Here is a 17,949-nt window from a genome sequence, read left to right as displayed (position 1 = left end):
CAACGCGAAGGGATGGGCGTGCTGGTCGATCAGTGGGTGTCGAGTTCGCCGTCGAGCAGGTCGAAGAGTTCCTCGTCGGAGGCCCCCGCCACCTCGGCCGCGGTGTCCCGGCCGCTCTCGTCCCCGGGGACCGGCGCACCGCCGGCGGCCGGGCCGGAGGCGGCCTCGCGCCACTTCGCGAGGAGGACCTCCAGGCGCAGGGCGGCGGTGGCGCGGGCCGCCCGGTCGTGGGCGGCGCGGGCGAACACGGTCTCCAGCCGGTCGATCTCGGCGAGCAGCGACGGGGCCTGCGCGTCGGTGCCCGGTCCGGCGGCGGGCAGCGCGCCGGCCAGGTGATCGGCGAGGGCCGCCGGGGTGGGGTGGTCGAACAGCAGGCTCGCCGGGAGGCGGAGTCCGGTGGCGGTGCCCAGGTGGTTGCGGAGTTCCACGGCGGTCAGGGAGTCGAAGCCGAGGTCGCGGAAGGCCTGGGAGGCGCCGACGGCCTCGGCGGAGCCGTGTCCGAGCACGGCCGCCACCTGGGACCTGACGAGGCCGAGGAGGATCCGCCGGCGCTTCTCGTCGGAGGCCCCCGCCAGTTGCGCGGCGAGCGCGTCGGCCCCGGTCGCGGGGTCCTCCGCCGGGCGGGCGGGGGTCCGTACGAGGCCTCGGAGCAGGGCGGGCACCGGCCGGCTCGCGGCGCCGCGGCGCAGGGCGGCCAGGTTCAGCCGTACGGGCAGCAGCACGGCCTGCCCGTCCGCGGCCGTCGCCGTGGTCGCCGTGACCGCCGTGACCGCCGTGCTCGTCGCGACCGCTGCGTCGAAGAGGGCGAGGCCCTCCTCCGGGGAGAGCGGGGACACGCCCGCCCGCGCCATCCGGGCGAGTGTGCCGGCGGCCGCCTCGCCCACCATGCCGTGCGGGCCCTCCGTGTCCGTCCAGGGCCCCCAGGCCAGGGAGACGGCCGGCAGTCCCGCCGCCCGCCGCGCCTGGGCGAGGGCGTCCAACCCGGCGTTGGCGGCGGCGTAGTTGGCCTGGCCGGCGGTGCCGAAGGTGCCGGCGAGGGAGGAGAACAGGACGAAGGCGGCGAGGTCCCGGTCCCGGGTCAGCTCGTGCAGGTGGAACGCCGCGTCCGTCTTGGGCCCGAGGACCCGGTCCAGCCGTTCGGCGGTGAGCGAGCCGACGAGGCCGTCGTCGAGGACACCGGCCGCGTGCACCACCGCGGTCAGCGGGTGGGCGGCGGGGACCGCGTCGAGTACGGCGGCGAGCGCGGCCCGGTCGGCGACGTCGCAGGCCGCCAGGGTCACCTCGGCGCCCAGCGCGCCCAGTTCGGCGGCGAAGGCGGACGCGCCCTCGGCGTCGGACCCCCGGCGGCTGGCCAGCAGGAGGTGCCGTGCGCCGTGCGCGGTGACCAGGTGCCGGGCCACCAGCCGGCCCAGGGCGCCCGTCGCCCCGGTCACCAGGACCGTACCGGCCGGGTCCAGCCGCAGGGCCTCGTCCCCGGCGGCCACGGGCGCGGCGGCGCGCGCCAGCCTGGGCACGAGCACCCGGCCGTCCCGGACGGCGCACTGCGGCTCCCCGGTGGCGAGCGCCGCCGACGCGGCGGTGTCCGCGTCCCCGTCGACGTCGAGGTCCACGAGGACGAAGCGTCCGGGGTGTTCGGACTGGACGGACCGGACCAGGCCCCAGACGGCGGCCTGTGCCGGGTCCGGCCCGGCCGCGTCCCCGTCGCCCGTGCGGACCGCGTTCCGGGTGACGAGCACCAGCCTGCCCGGGTCCTCCTCCCCCGCCTCCGCGGCGGCCAGCCGCTGCTGTACGAGGGCCAGGGCGCGGGCCGCCGCGTACCGCACGGCGGCGGCGTCCTCGGCCGGGCGGTCCGGGAGCTCCGCCTCCAGCAGGACGACGTGGTCGGCGGCCGGGGCCACGGCAGGGGCCGGGGGCGCCTCGGTCCACTCCAGGCGGAACAGCGCGTCCTGGAACCGTCCGGCCCGCGCGGCGGCGAGCTGCTCGGCGGAGATCGGCCGCAGGACCAGGGAGTCCACACCGGCCACGGTCCGGCCGACGGTGTCGGCGGCCAGCAGCGAGACGGCGTCCGGGCCGGCGGGGGCCAGCCGCACCCGCAGGGCGGTGAGGCCCGCCGCCGGGGCGGCGGACCGCGTGACACCGGTCCACGAGAAGGGGACCCGCACCCGGTCCGGGCCGGCCTCCTCGCCGAGCAGCCCGTCCCCGAGGGCCACGGCGTGCAGGGCGGCGTCCAGAAGGGCCGGGTGCAGCCCGAACCCGGAGACGTCGGTCCCCTCGGGGAGCTCCAGTTCGGCGAAAAGCTCCCCGTCCCGGCTCCAGGCGGCGCGCACGCCCCGGAAGAGGGGACCGTAGTCCAGCCCCAGGCCGGTCATCCGCTCGTACAGGGAGTCCGGGGAACCGTCGGTGACGGGGACCGCCTGCGGCGGGGGCCAAGCCGCCAGGGCGGCCGCGTCCTCGGAGGCCTCGGCGGTGGACAGGGTGCCCGACGCGTGGCCGGTCCACGGCTCCTCGGCGGAGGCGCCCTGCGGACGCGAGTGGATCTCCAGCGCCCGGCGGCCGTCGGCGCCGGGTGCCGCGACCCGCACCTGGACCTGGACGGCCCCGTCCTCGGGGACGACGAGCGGTGCCCCGAGCGTCAGCTCGTCCAGCCGGTCACAGCCGACGCCCTCGGCGTGGGCGGCGTGCAGCGCCAGGTCCACGAAGGCGGTGCCGGGGACGAGCACGGCGCCGTGCACGACGTGGTCGGCGAGCCAGGGCTGCGTCGCGAGCGACAGCCGCCCGGTCAGGAGGAGCCCCGCACCGTCGGCGAGCGGAACGGCGGCGCCGAGCAGCCGGTGGTCCGCCTCCGCCAGACCGGCGGCGGAGACGTCGCCCGGTGCGGGGGCCGCCGCCAGCCAGTAGCGGGTGCGCTGGAAGGGGTAGGTGGGCAGGTCCACGCGACGGGCGCCACGGCCGGCGAAGACCGCCTCCCAGTCGACGGGGGCGCCGTGGACGTGGAGCCCGGCGAGGGCGGTGGCGACGGCCGGCTCCTCGGCCCGGTCGGCGCGCAGCAGCGCCACGGCCACCGCGTCCTGGTCCAGGGCCTCTTGGGCGAGCGCGGTCAGGACCCCGCCGGGGCCGACCTCCAGGAAGGTGCGTACGCCCTCGGCCGCCAGGGCGGTGACGGCGTCGGCGAAGCGGACGGCCTCGCGGACGTGACGCACCCAGTAGTCCGGCGAGCCGAACTCCTCGGCCGTCACAAGGCCCCCGGTGAGGGTGGAGACGACGGGGAGACCCGTGGCCTCGAAGGCGACCGATTCCACGACCTCGCGGAAGGCGTCGAGCATCGGGTCCATCAGCGGGGAGTGGAAGGCGTGCGAGACGGTCAGGGCCTTGGTCTTGCGGCCCTCGGCGCCCAGTTTCCCGGCCAGCTCGGCGACGGCGTCCTCAGCACCCGAAAGCACCACGGACATGGGCCCGTTGACGGCGGCGATGCCCGCACGGTCCTCGAACCCGGCCAGCAGCTCCCGTACCTCCTCCTCGGAAGCCTGGACCGCGACCATCACCCCGCCCGGGGGCAGCTCCTGCATCAGCCGGCCGCGCGCGGCCACCAGCTTCGCCGCGTCGCCCAGCGACAGCACACCCGCGACATGGGCGGCCGCGAACTCGCCCACCGAATGCCCGGCCAGGAAGTCCGGACGCACACCCCACGACTCCAACAGCCGGAACAGCGCCACCTCGACTGCGAACAACGCCGGCTGGGTGAACGCGGTCCGGTTGAGGAGCTCCATGTCATCCCCGAACACCACACCCTTCAGCGGGAGTTCGAGATGGAGATCCAGGGCGGCACACGCGGCATCGAAGGCCTCCGCGAACACCGGGTAAACGGCGTGCAGTTCACGCCCCATGCCCAGCCGCTGACTGCCCTGCCCCGAGAACAGGAAGGCGGTCCGCCCGCCACCGGATGCGGCCGTGCCCCGGAGCACCGCGTGCGAGGGCGTGCCGTTCGCCAGGGCGGTCAGGGCCTCCAGCGTCCCGGCCGGGGAATCCGCGGTCACGGCCGCCCGGTGCTCCAGCGCACTGCGGCCCGTGGCCAGGGAGTAGGCGAGGTCTCCCGCCGACAGGCCCGGGTCCTGGGCGTACGGCAGGAGGCCGCGGGCCTGTGCGCGCAGGGCTTCCGGGCTCTTGGCGGAGAGCAGCAAAGGCGCCGTGAACGGGGTCGTGGAAGCGGCCTCGACGGCGGATTCCGGGGCCTCTTCGAGGACGACGTGGGCGTTGGTGCCGCTGAAGCCGAAGGAGGAGACGCCCGCCCGGCGCGGCCGGCCGTTCCCGGTCCATTCCACGGGTTCGGTGAGGAGGCGGACGGCGCCGGAGGTCCAGTCGATGTGCGGGGAGGGTTCCTCGGCGTGCAGGGTCTTCGGCAGGACGCCGTGGCGCATCGCCTCGACCATCTTGATGATCCCGCCAACGCCCGCGGCCGCCTGGGTGTGCCCGATGTTGGACTTGAGCGACCCGAGCCACAACGGCCTTTCCCCGTACCGCTCTTGGCCGTAGGCGGCGAGGAGGGCCTGGGCCTCGATCGGGTCGCCCAGCCGGGTGCCGGTGCCGTGCGCCTCGACGGCGTCCACGTCCGCCGCCGAGAGTCCGGCGTTCGCCAGGGCCTGCTCGATCACCCGTTCCTGCGCGGGGCCGTTGGGGGCGGTGAGGCCGTTGGAGGCGCCGTCCTGGTTGACGGCGCTCCCCCGGACGACGGCGAGGACCGGGTGGCCGTGGCGGAGGGCGTCCGAGAGGCGTTCCACCAGGAGCACGCCCACGCCTTCGGCCCAGCCGGTGCCGTCGGCGTCGGCGGAGAAGGCCTTGCAGCGGCCGTCGGCGGCGAGGCCGCGCTGGCGGCTGAACTCGATGAAGGCGCCGGGTCCGGCCATTACGGTCACGCCGCCCGCGAGGGCGAGTTCGCATTCGCCCTGGCGCAGGGCCTGGACGGCGAGGTGGAGGGCGACGAGGGAGGAGGAGCAGGCCGTGTCGACGGTGACGGCGGGGCCTTCGAGGCCGAAGGTGTAGGACAGCCGGCCCGAGATGACGCTGCCCGAGTTGCCGGTGCCGAGGAAGCCCTCAACCCCGTCGGGGACCTGCTGGAGGGAGGAGGCGTAGTCGTGGTACATGACGCCCGTGAACACGCCGGTGCGGGAGCCGCGCAGGGTGGACGGGGCGATCCCGGCCCGTTCGAACACCTCCCAGGAGGTTTCCAGGAGGAGGCGCTGCTGGGGGTCCATGGCGAGGGCTTCGCGGGGGGAGATCCCGAAGAAGGCGGCGTCGAACTCGCCCGCGTCGTAGAGGAATCCGCCCCGGAGGGTGCTGCTGGATCCGGCGGTGCCGCCGCTCGCGGAGAGCAGGTCGAGGTCCCAGCCGCGGTCCTCGGGGAATCCGGCGATGGCGTCGGTGGCCCCGGTGAGCAGCCGCCACAGGTCCTCGGGGGACCGTACGCCGCCGGGGTAGCGGCAGCCCATGGCGACGATGGCGACGGGTTCGTCGGCGGCCGTTCCGGCGGGGGTGCCCGTACGGGTGGCGGTCGCGGGCCGGGGGGTGTCGGTGAGCCGGCGCAGGAGGTGGCGGGCGAGGGCGTCGGGGGTGGGGTGGTCGAAGACCAGGCCGGCGGGGAGGCGTACGCCGGTCGCCGAGGCGAGGCGGTTGCGCAGTTCGACGGCGGTCAGGGAGTCGAAGCCGAGTTCCCTGAAGGCCTGGCCGGCCTGGACGGATTCGGGGCGGCCGTGGCCGAGTACGGCGGCGGCGTGCGTGCGGACGAGGTCGACGAGCAGGGTGGTGCGGCCCGCTTCGGGCAGGGTGGCGAGCCGCTCCGCCAGGGCGGAGCGGGCGCCGTCGGGTGATCCGGCCGCGGTGGCCTCGCTGCGGCGTACGGGTGCGGGGACCAGGTCGCGGAGCAGGGCGGGGAGGGTGCCCGCGCGGGCCTGCTCGCGCAGGACGGGCAGGTCCCAGCGGACGGGCACGAGGAGGGGTTCGGCGGTGTCCAGGGCGCGGTCGAGGAGGGCGAGGCCCTCGTCGGTCTCCAGGGCGAGGAGTCCCGAGCGGCCGATGCGGCGCCGGTCGGTCTCGGCGAGTGCGGAGGTCAGGGTGCTGCCGTGGGCCCACAGGCCCCAGGCGAGGGAGACGGCGGGCAGGCCGGCCGCGCGGCGCTGCTGGGCGAGGGCGTCCAGGGCGGCGTTGGCGGCGGCGTAGTTGCCCTGGCCGGGGTTGCCGAAGACGCCTGCGGCGGACGAGAACAGGACGAAGGCGGTGAGGCCGAGGTCGCGGGTGAGCTCGTGGAGGTGGTGGGCGCCGGCGACCTTGGGTGCGAACACCCGCTGGACGCGGTCCGGGGTGAGGGCCGGCAGGACGCCGTCGTCGGTGACGCCTGCGGCGTGGACCACGGCGGTCAGCGGGTGTGCGGCGGGGAGGTCGGCCAGCAGGGCGGCCAGCGCGTGCCGGTCGGCCACGTCGCAGGCGACGGTGTCGGCCACGGCTCCCATGGCGGCGAGTTCGGCGGCGAACTCCCCGGCGCCGTCGGCGCCGGGGCCGCTGCGGCTGAGGAGCAGCAGCCTGCGGACGCCGTGCCGGGCGACGAGGTGGCGGGCGACCAGGCGTCCGAGCGTGCCGGAGGCTCCGGTCACGAGGACGGTGCCGTGCGGCGGGAACACCGGGTCCGTGCCGGTTTCCGTGTCCCGGTCGGGTCGCGTCGCGGGCGCGTCGGCGCGGACGAGGCGGGGGGCGAGCAGGGCTCCGCCGCGTACGGCCAGCTGCGGTTCGCCGGTGGCGGCCGCGGCGCCGAGCAGGGCCGGGTCGGTGGCGGGGGTGCCGGGCTCGGTGTCGACGAGGAGGAACCGGCCGGGGTTCTCGGACTGGGCCGTGCGCACCAGGCCCCAGACGGCGGCCTGTGCGGGGTCGGCGCCCTCCTGCGGCCCGGTGGCGACGGCGCCCCGGGTGAGGACGAGGAGCCGCGCGTGGGCGGAGCGGGTGTCCGCGAGCCAGTCCTGGACGAGTGCGAGCGCGGCCCGCGCGGCCGTGGCGGGCCGGTCGGCCCGGTCGGCATCGGGGGTGTCCTCCTCGGCCGGCACCGGGACCGTCACCGCGACGGTGTCCGGGACCGGGGCGTCCTCGGCGTCGGCGTCGCTGAGGGGGAGCGGGGCGAGCGGGACCGGGACGGGCGCGGGGTGCTCGGCGGGGGCGGGGTCCACGGGGGTCCACACCGGCCGGAACAGCGCGTCGTCCCGGGTGCCGGCCGCCGCGGCCAGCTGTTCGGGTGCGACGGGGCGCAGCACCAGGGAGTCGACGGAGAGCACGGGCCGGCCGGCGCCGTCCGCGAGGAGCAGGGTGACGGCGTCCTCCGCGTCCGGGGCGGGCGCCATCTGGAGCCTGAGGGTGGTGGCGCCGGTCGCGTGCAGGGTCACCCCGTTCCATTCGAAGGGGATGCGGGGGCCGTCCTGCGCGTCGGGGCCGGCGAGGCCGGCGGTGTGGAGGGCGGCGTCGAAGAGGGCGGGGTGCAGGCCGAATCCGGTGGTGTCGGTCCCTTCGGGCAGGGCGATCTCGGCGAACAGCTCGCCGCCGCGCCGCCAGCCCGCGCGGACCCCCCGGAACGGCGGCCCGTATTCCAGGCCGAGGCCGGTCATGCGGTCGTAGAGGGCCTCGGGGTCGGCGGGTTCGGCGTCGGCCGGGGGCCAGGTGGTGAGCGCGGAGGGGTCCGGGGCGGCCGCGGGGGCGGGGGCCAGGAGGCCGGAGGCGTGGCGGGTCCAGTTGTCGGCGGCGAGGGCGTCGTCGGGCTGGGAGTAGAGGCGTACGCCGCGCCGGCCGTCGGCGTCGGCGTTGTCGACGACGGCCTGGAGGCGTACCCCGCCCTGTGCCGGCAGGACGAGCGGCGCTTCCAGGGTGAGGTGCTCGACGCGGCCGCATCCGACCTGGTCCCCGGCGCGGACGGCGAGCTCGACGAGGGCGGTGCCCGGCAGGAGGGGGCTGCCCAGCACGCGGTGGCCGGCCAGCCAGGGGTGTGTGGTGAGCGATGCGCGGCCGGTCAGCAGGACTCCGTCGCCGTGGGCGAGGGTCATGACGGCGCCGAGGAGGGGGTGGTCGGCGGGTCGAAGGCCGGCGCCGGAGAGGTCTCCGGTGTCGGGCCGGGTCTCCAGCCGGTAGTCCTCGCGCTGGAAGGCGTAGGTGGGCAGCTCCACCCGGCGGGCGCCACGGCCCGCGAAGACGGCTGCCCAGTCGACGTGCGTGCCGTGGACGTGGAGCCGGGCGAGGGCGGTGGTGACGGCCAGGTCCTCGGACCGGCCGGCCCGCAGGGCGGGGACCACGACCGCCTGCTCGTCGAGGAGGTGCGCGGCCAGGGCGGTGAGGACGCCGCCGGGGCCGATCTCCAGGAAGGTGCCCGCGCCTTCGGCGGCGAGGGCGGCGACGGCGTCGGCGAACCGGACGGCCTCACGGACGTGCCGGACCCAGTATCCGGCGGTGCGCAGTTCCCCGGCGGGCACGGGGCGCCCGGTGAGGGTGGAGACGATGGGGAACCGGGGCGCTTCGAGGACGACGGATTCCACGACCTCGCGGAAGGCGTCGAGCACCGGCTCCATGAGCGGGGAGTGGAAGGCGTGGGAGACGGGCAGTTCCCTGGTCTTGCGGCCCTGGGCGGAGAGCCGTCCGGCCACCTCGGCCACGGTCGCGGCGGCGCCCGAGACGACGACGGAGGCGGGTCCGTTGACGGCGGCGATGCCGGCCCGCTCCTCGTGTCCGGCGAGCAGCTCCCGTACCTCCTGCTCGGAGGCCTCGACGGAAACCATCGCGCCCCCGGCCGGGAGGGCCTGCATGAGCCGGGCCCGGGCGGCCACCAGGCGGGCGGCGTCGTCGAGGGAGAACACTCCGGCGACGTGGGCGGCGGCGAGCTCGCCCACCGAGTGCCCGGCCAGCAGGTCGGGGCGCACGCCCCAGGACTCCACCAGCCGGAACAGGGCCACCTGGAGGGCGAACAGGGCCGGCTGCGCGTGTTCCGTCCGGTTCAGCGCCTCGGTGCCGGCGGCGAACACCACGTCCTTCAGGGGGTGTTCGAGGTGGGGGTCGAGGGCGGCGCAGACGGCGTCGAAGGCCTCGGTGAACACGGGGAAGGCGGCGTACAGTTCGCGTCCCATCCCGGGGCGCTGGCTGCCCTGGCCGGAGAAGAGGAACGCGGTCCGGCTGCGGGGCAGGACCACGCCCGTGGCGGTGGCGGTGTCGGTGGTGTCGGCGGGGGTCTCGCCGGCGGCCAGCAGGCCGAGGGCCCGGCGCAGTCCTTCGGGGTCCCGGGCGACGATCGCGGCGCGGTGGTCGAGGGCGGCGCGGGTCGTCGCCGTGGAGAGGCCGAGGTCGGCCAGGGCGGGTCCGGGGTGGCCGTCGGTGTGGCTCAGGAGGCGGGCGGCCTGCTCGCGCAGGGCGGCGGCGCTCTTCCCGGAGAGCAGTACGGGCGTGCACCGGCTGGCGGGCTCCGCGGCGGGCTCCGGCTCGGGGTCGGGGTCGGTGTGCGGGGGTTCTTCGAGGACGACGTGGGCGTTGGTGCCGCTGAAGCCGAACGAGGAGACGGCCGCGCGGCGGGGCCGTTCGCCCCGGGCCCAGGGGACGGGCTCGGTGAGCAGGCGTACGCCGCCGGAGGACCAGTCGACGTGCGGGGTGGGCTCGTCCACGTGGAGGGTCCTGGGGAGCAGGCCGTGCCGCATGGCCTCGACCATTTTGATGACCCCGCCGACGCCCGCGGCCGCCTGGGTGTGCCCGATGTTGGACTTCAGCGAGCCGAGCCACAGGGGCTGCCCCTCGGCGCGCCCCTGACCGTAGGTGGCGAGGAGGGCCTGGGCCTCGATGGGGTCGCCGAGGGTGGTGCCGGTGCCGTGGGCCTCCACCGCGTCCACGTCGGCGGGGGTCAGGCGGGCGTCGGCCAGGGCGTGGCGGATGACGCGCTGCTGGGAGGGGCCGTTGGGGGCGGTGAGGCCGTTGGAGGCGCCGTCCTGGTTGACGGCGGAGCCGCGGACGACGGCGAGGACCGGGTGGCCGTTGCGGCGGGCGTCGGAGAGCCGCTCCACCAGGAGCACGCCGAGGCCCTCGCCCCAGCCGGTGCCGTCGGCGGCCGCGGCGAAGGGCTTGCAGCGGCCGTCGGCGGCCAGGCCGCGCTGGCGGCTGAAGTCCACGAAGGACGTCGGGGTGAGCATGGTGGTGACGCCGCCCGCGAGGGCCAGGTCGCATTCGCCCTGCCGCAGGGCCCGTACGGCCAGGTGGAGGGCGACGAGGGAGGAGGAGCAGGCCGTGTCGACGGTGACGGCCGGCCCTTCGAGGCCGAAGGTGTAGGACACCCGGCCGGAGACGACGCTGGCCGCGCTGCCGGTGCCGATGTAGCCGTCGACGTCCTCCACCGCCCGCTGGAGCAGGGCGGAATGGTCGTGGTACATGACGCCGGTGAAGACGCCGGTCCGGCTGCCCTTGAGGGAGGTGGGGTCGATGCCGGCCCGTTCGAAGGTCTCCCAGCACGATTCCAGGAGGATCCGCTGCTGGGGGTCCATGGTGAGGGCCTCGCGGGGCGAGATCTCGAAGAGCCCGGCGTCGAAGCGCTCGATGCCGTCGAGGAATCCGCCCTCGCGGACGTGGCTGGTGCCCCGGGTGTCCGGGTCGGGGTCGTAGAGCCCTTCCAGGTCCCAGCCCCGGTCCTCGGGGAACCCGGTGATGGCGTCCCCGTCCTGCGCCAGGAACCGCCACAGCCCTTCGGGGGTGCTGATCCCGCCGGGGAAGCGGCAGCTCATCGCGACGATGGCGATCGGCTCGTGCCGGTCCGCGTCGAGGTCGCGCAGCCGCTCGCGGGCCTCGTGGAGGTCCGCCGACACCCGCTTCAGGAAGTAGCGGAGCTTTTCCTCGTTGTTGTTCGCCTGGAGGTCAGTCACTGGGGTCACCTTTTGCATCGAGCCCGTACGGGCCGTGGGGCCGTGGGGCCTGTGCGGTCGGGGGGCCGGGAGGGCCGGGGGCCGGGAGGGGCCGGGGGAAGGGGCCGCGTCGGCGGGGCCGGGCGTCGGAGTCCGGCGGGCGCGGGAGCGGGCGGAGGGGGCGGGTGCGGGGCTCGCGGCCCCGCACCCGGTCCGGTTCAGGAGATCCCGAACTCCTTGCCGATGAAGTCGAACATCTCGTCGTCCGTCGCGGTGTCGAGCCCGTCCGCGACGCCGCCGGTGTCCGCCTCGCCCTGGCCGGCGGGCGCGGCCCACCGGTCCAGCAGGTGGCGCAGGTGCGCCGTGACCGCGTCGCGGAGTTCCGCGTCGGTCGTCGCCGTGGTCTGCAACTCCGAGTCGATCCGGTCGAGTTCGGCCAGCAGCCCGGTGACGTCCCGGGTGGCCGGCGCGGCCTGGGAGCCGAGGTAGCCGGCCAGTTCGGCGGGGGTGGGGTAGTCGAAGACGAGCGTGGGCGGCAGTCGCAGCCCGGTGTCCTTGCCGAGCCGGTTGCGCAGTTCGACGGCGGTCAGCGAGTCGAACCCGAGGTCGCGCAGGGCCTGGCCGGGCCGCACCGCCTGCGCCGAGGCGAGGTCGAGGACCGCGGCCACGTGCTCGCACACCAGGTCCAGCAGCAGGGTGTCGCGTTCGGAGTCGGAGAGCCCCGCGAGCCGGGCCGTCAGGTCCCCTCCGGCGGCGGGCCGCCCGGTGGCGGTGTCCGCTCCCCCGTCGGCGGCGGAGCGCCGGGCGGGGGTCCGCACCAGGGAGGTGAGCAGGGCCGGCAGGGTGCCGGCGGCGGCCTGCCCGCGCAGTTCCGCCTGGTCGAGGCGGACCGGGACGACCACCCCGCGCGGGTCCGCCGTCGCGGCGTCGAAGAGGCCGAGGGCCTCCTCGGTGCTCAGCGGCAGGATACCGCTGCGGGACATCCGGCCCCGGTCCGCGTCCGTCAACTCGCCGGTGATGCCGCTGCTTTCGGCCCACAGCCCCCAAGCCAGGGACACGGCCGGCAGGCCGGCGGCGCGGCGCTGGCGGGCGAGGGCGTCCAGGAAGGCGTTGGCGGCGGCGTAGTTGGCCTGGCCCGCCGCGCCGAAGACACCGGCGGCGGAGGAGAACAGGACGAACGCGGAGAGTTCCATGCCTCGGGTGAGCTCGTCCAGGTGCAGGGCGGCGTCCACCTTGGGACGGAAGACCCGGTCGACGCGCTCCGCCGTGAGCCCGGTGAGGATCCCGTCGTCGGTCACCCCGGCCACGTGCACCACACCGGTCAGCGGGTGCTCCCCGGGTATCGCGGCGAGGACCCCCGCGAGTGCCTCCCGGTCGGCGACGTCGCAGGCGGCCACGGTGACCCGGGCCCCCAGGGCGGCCAGTTCCGCCTCCAGTTCGGCCATGCCCTCGGCCGCACCGCCCCGTCGGCTGACGAGCAGCAGGTCGCGCACCCCGTGCCCGGTGACCAGGTGCCGGGCGACGTGCCCGCCCAGCAGCCCGGACGCGCCGGTGACGAGGACCGTACCGTCGGCCGTGAACGCGGTCCCGGCCTCGCCGGACAGGACCGGGGGCCCGGTCCGGGCCAGCCGGGGGACGAGGACCGTACCGCCGCGTACGGCGAACTGCTCCTCCCCCGAGGCCAGCAGGGCGGGCAGGGCCCGCGCGGACGCCGGGTCGCGGTCGAGGTCGACCAGGACGAAGCGGCCCGGGTTCTCCGACTGCGCCGAGCGCACCAGGCCCCAGATCGCGGCCTGCGCCGGGTCCACCTCCTTGTCGCCGTCCTCCGCGCCGCGCCCCTTGGCGGCGACGGCGTTGCAGGTCAGGACGGCCAGCCGGGAATCGGCGTACCGGTCGTCGGCGAGCCACCGCTGGAGCAGGTCCAGGGCGCGGTGCACGGTCGCGTGGACGTGGGCGACGGGGTGGTCCCGGTCCGGGTGGACGTCGACGGCGGCGAGGAGCACGGCGGGCGCCGGGCCCTCCCCCGCGTCGGCCGGACCGGCCGGGTCGGGCCGGAAGACGACGTCCATGCCGGAGTCCTCCAGCGCCGCGCGCAGCCCGTCGTCGCCTCCGACGAGGGTCCACTGCCCGCCGGGCAGGTTCACGGGTTCCTCCGGGGTGAGGGGAAGGGGGGTCCAGTCGAGCCGGTACAGCGAGTCCTGCAGCCCGTGCGCCCGCCCGGCCCGGGCCAGCTGCTCGGCGGATACGGGCCGCAGCACCAGGGAGTCGACGGAGGCCACGGGCCGGCCGGCCTCGTCGACGGCCTCCAGGGCCACCGCGTCGGCGCCGGCCGGGGCGATCCGGACCCGCAGGGCGCGGGCGCCGGTGGCGTGGACTGTCACCCCGTTCCAGGCGAAGGGGATCCGGCCCCGTCCGGCATCGGGCAGCAGCCCGCCGAGGCCGATCGCGTGGAGGGCCGAGTCGAGCAGGGCCGGATGGACGCCGAAGCCGGCGACCGCGGTCTCCTCGGGCAGCCGTACCTCGGCGAACACCTCGTCGCCGCGCCGCCAGAGCCCGTGCAGGCCCTGGAACACCGGCCCGTAACCGAAGCCGAGCTCGGCCAGCCGCTCGTACGCGCCGCCCGTGTCGAGGGGTTCGGACGCGTGGGGCGGCCACACGGATGCGCCGGCGGGCGGCTCCTGCGGTCCGTGGGCGTCCACGGAGACCACACCGGTCGCGTGGCAGGTCCACGGCTCGGCCGCGTCGGCCGTCTCGGGGCGGGAGTAGACGTTGACGGTACGGTGCCCGGTCGCGTCCGGCCCGCCGACCACGGCCTGGAGCTGCACGGCCCCGTCCTCGCGCAGGACGAGGGGGGCGCCGAGGGTCAGCTCGTCCACCCGGTCGCAGCGCACCTCGTCGGCGGCGCGCAGCGCCAGGTCGACCAGGGCGGTGCCGGGCAGCAGGACCGCGTCCATCACGGTGTGGTCGTTGAGCCAGGGGTGGGTGGCCGGGGACAGCCGGCCCGTCAGGAGTGCCCCCTGGCCGTCGGCGAGGGCTACGGCCGCTCCCAGGAAGGGGTGTTCGGCGTCGACGAGACCGGCGGCGGCCACATCGCCCGCCGGTGCGACCGGGTCGAGCCAGTAGCGCCGGTGGTGGAAGGCGTAGGTGGGCAGGTCGACGGGGTGGGCGGCCGTTCCGGCGTACCGGGCCGTCCAGTCGACGGGGGTGCCGTGGACGTGGAGCCGGGCGAGGGCGGTGGTAACGGCGAGCTCTTCGGGACGGTCGCCGCGCAGTAGCGCGACGGCCACGGCCCGCTCGTCGAGGACCTCTTGGGCGAGGGCCGTCAGGACCCCGCCGGGGCCGATCTCCAGGAAGGTCCCGGCGCCCTCGGAGCTGAGGGCGGTGAGGGCGTCGGCGAAGCGGACGGCCTCGCGGACGTGGCGCACCCAGTAGTCGACGGAGCCGAACTGCTCGGCGGTGACCGTGCCGCCGGTGAGGGTGGAGACGATCGGGAGGCGCGGCGCCTCGAAGACGACCGACTCCACGACCTCGCGGAAGGCGTCGAGCATCGGATCCATCAGCGGGGAGTGGAAGGCGTGGGAGACCGTCAGGGCCTTGGTCTTCCGGCCGTCGGCGGCAAGCCGGTCCACGACGGAGGCGACGGCATCAACCGCGCCCGAAACCACCACGGACGTGGGCCCGTTGACGGCGGCGATCCCCGCACTGTCCTCCAGCCCGGCCAGCAGCTCCCGCACCTCCTCCTCGGAGGCCTGGACCGCCACCATCACCCCGCCCGAGGGCAGCTCCTGCATCAGCCGGCCCCGCGCGGCCACCAGCTTCGCCGCGTCCTCCAGCGAGAGCACACCCGCCGCATGGGCGGCCGCGAACTCGCCGACCGAGTGCCCGGCGAGGAAGTCCGGACGCACACCCCAGGACTCCAGCAGCCGGAACAGCGCCACCTCGACCGCGAACAACGCCGGCTGGGTGTATTCCGTCCTGCTCAGCAGCTGCGCGTCCTCCCCGAACACCACATCCTTCAGCGGGAGTTCGAGATGCGAATCCAGAGCGGCACAAGCGGCGTCGAAGGCATCCGCGAACACCGGGTAGGCAGCGTGCAGTTCACGCCCCATACCCAGCCGCTGACTCCCCTGACCCGAGAACAGGAACGCGGTCCGGCTCCCGCCGGGCTCGGCCTCGCCCCGTACGACACCGGCTGCCTGCCGGCCCGTGGCGACGGCTTCCAGGCCCGCCAGCAGTTCCTCACGGCCGGCCCCCACGACGGCCGCGCGCAGCTCCATCGAGGCTCGCGAAGCGGCGAGCGCGTGCCCGATGTCAGCGAGCCCGAGGGTCGAGTGCTCCGCGACATGGGCCGCGAGGCGCTGTGCCTGGGTGCGCAGGGAGGTGTCGTCCTTGGCCGACAGCACCCAGGCGACGGCTCCGGGCTCGTCGCCGGTGCCCGCGTCGGCCACCGGGGCGGGTACGTGTTCCAGCACCACGTGGGCGTTGGTGCCGCTGACGCCGAAGGAGGAGACGCCCGCCCGGCGCGGACGGCTGCCGTCCCCGGCCCATTCGCGGGCCTCGGTCAGCAGGCGTACGGACCCGGTCGACCAGTCGACGTGGGGGGAGGGTTCGTCGGCGTGCAGGGTCTTGGGGAGCACTCCGTGGCGCATCGCCTCGACCATCTTGATGACACCGGCGACACCGGCGGCGGCCTGGGTGTGGCCGATGTTGGATTTCAGCGAGCCCAGCCACAGCGGCCGGTCCCCGGGCCGGTCCTGGCCGTAGGTGGCGAGCAGGGCCTGGGCCTCGATCGGGTCGCCGAGCGTGGTGCCCGTGCCATGGGCCTCGACCGCGTCCACATCGTCGGCCGAGAGCCCCGCCTGGGCCAGGGCCTGGCGGATCACCCGTTGCTGCGCCGGACCGTTGGGGGCGGTCAGACCGTTGGACGCGCCGTCCTGGTTCACCGCCGACCCGCGGACCACCGCGAGCACCCGGTGGCCGTTGCGGCGGGCGTCCGACAGGCGCTCGACCAGCAGCATGCCGACGCCTTCGGCCCAGCCGGTGCCGTCCGCCGAGGCCGAGAAGGCCTTGCAGCGGCCGTCGACGGCCAGACCGCGCTGGCGGCTGAACTCCACGAAGGTGTTGGGGGTGGCCATGACGGTCACGCCGCCCACGAGGGCCATGGTGCACTCGCCCTGCCGCAGGGCCTGCGCCGCCAGGTGCAGGGCGACCAGGGAGGAGGAGCAGGCGGTGTCCACCGTCACCGCCGGGCCTTCGAGGCCGAAGGTGTAGGAGAGCCGGCCCGAGGCCACGCTCCCGGAGGTGCCCATGCCGAGGTGGCCTTCGAGGCCTTCGGGTGCGGTCCCGCCGAGCTGGGAGCCGTAGTCGTGGTACATGACTCCGGCGAAGACGCCGGTCCGCGAGCCCTTCAGCGTGGCCGGGTCGATCCCCGCCCGCTCGAACACCTCCCACGAGGTCTCCAACAGCAACCGCTGCTGCGGATCCATCGCCAGGGCCTCACGCGGCGAGATCCCGAAGAACGCGGCATCGAACTCGCCAGCCTCGTAAAGGAAGCCACCCTCACGGGCATAACTCGTCCCCGCATGATCCGGATCCGGGTGATACAGCCCGTCCAGCGCCCAGCCACGGTCCACCGGGAACCCGCCGACCGCGTCACCACCCTCCGAGACCAACCGCCACAGATCCTCCGGAGAACGCACCCCACCCGGATAGCGGCAGCTCATCCCCACGATCGCGATCGGATCGTCGGCGGAGGCGATCTGGACGGCCGTGTCCGGCCGTGCCGGGCCGGCGTCCGTGCCGAGCAGTTCGGCGAGCAGCAGGCGGGTCAGCGCCTCGGGGGTCGGGTGGTCGAAGACGAGGGTCGCGGGGAGGCGCAGTCCGGTGGCGGAGTTGAGGGTGTTGCGCAGTTCGACGGCGGTGAGGGAGTCGAAGCCGAGGTCCCTGAACTGCCGGTCGACCGCGACCGATCCGGCCGAGGTGTGGCCGAGGACGGCCGCGACGCGGGTGCGCACCAGGTCGAGGACGAACGCGTACCGCTCATCGGCCGACAGGCCGGCGAGCCGGCCGGCCACCGGGGTCTGCCGGGCCGCCGTCTGCCCGGCGCCTTCGAGGCCGCGCCGTACGGAGCCGCGTACCAGCTTCCGCAGCAGCGGCGGCAGGGTGCCCGCTCGGGCCTGGGCGTGCAGGGCCTCGGTGTCCAGGCGGACCGGGACCAGGGCGGCCCGTTCGGAGCGGCAGGCGGCGTCGAAGAGCGCCAGGCCCTCCTCCGCCTCCAGGGCGATGAGTCCGGAGCGGCTGATCCTGTGCCGGTCGGCGGCGGCCAGCCCGTCCGTGAGGGTGCTGCTCTGCGCCCACAGGCCCCAGGCGAGGGACACCGCGGGGAGGCCTTCGGCCCTGCGGGCCGCGGCGAGGGCGTCGAGGAAGGAGTTGGCGGCGCAGTAGTTGGCCTGTCCGGCGCTGCCGAGGGGGCCGGCGGCCGAGGAGAACAGGACGAAGGCGGACAGGTTCAGATCGCGGGTGAGCTCGTGCAGGTGGAGGGCCGCGTCGGCCTTCGGGCGGAACACCCCGTCGATCCGGTCCGGGGTGAGGGCGGTGAGGGTGCCGTCGTCGGTCACGCCGGCCGCGTGGACCACGGCGGTCAGCGCGTGCCCGGCGGGCACCGTCGCGAGGAGGGCGGCGAGTTCGGCTCGGTCGGCGACATCGCAGGCCACCACCCGCGGTTCCGCGCCCAGTTCGCGCAGCTCCGCCGTGAACTCGGCGGCTCCCGGGGCCTCTTGGCCCCGGCGGCTGGCGAGCAGCAGGTGCCGTACTCCGTGTTCGGTGACGAGGTGGCGGGCGACGAGCCGGCCCAGCGCACCCGAAGCACCGGTGATCAGCACCGTTCCGTCGGCCGGGAAGGGCACGGGGGCGTCGGCGGCCGGGGCCGGTTCGTCGGCGCGGACGAGCCTCGGGGCGTACAGGGCGCCGTCGCGGACCGCCACCTGGGGCTCGCCACAGGCCACTGCGGCGGACAGGGCGGCGGTGTCGGGGCCTTCGGCGTCCACCAGCACGAAGCGGC

Annotated in this window: 2 protein-coding genes; both read right to left on the bottom strand. The window is 76.0% G+C overall.

The genetic code is table 11. From position 1 onward, the window contains the following. Positions 1-29: 29 nt before the first annotated feature. Positions 30-10,910 carry a type I polyketide synthase gene (locus AB0O29_RS24180; protein WP_365154624.1) on the bottom strand — a complete coding sequence of 3,627 codons (10,881 nt, stop codon included), beginning with the start codon at positions 10,908-10,910 and terminating at the stop codon, positions 30-32. A 197-nt stretch (positions 10,911-11,107) separates the two neighbouring features. Continuing rightward, complete coding sequence (locus AB0O29_RS24175; RefSeq protein WP_365154622.1) at positions 11,108-17,935, bottom strand: type I polyketide synthase; 6,828 nt, start codon at positions 17,933-17,935, stop codon at positions 11,108-11,110. Positions 17,936-17,949 lie beyond the last annotated feature (14 nt).

Origin of the sequence: Streptomyces sp. NPDC089915, from assembly GCF_040684675.1 — a bacterium.
Classification (GTDB): Bacteria; Actinomycetota; Actinomycetes; order Streptomycetales; family Streptomycetaceae; genus Streptomyces.
The sequence above is the reverse complement of the archived record's forward strand: the minus strand, read 5'-3'. Positions and strand labels throughout refer to the sequence as shown.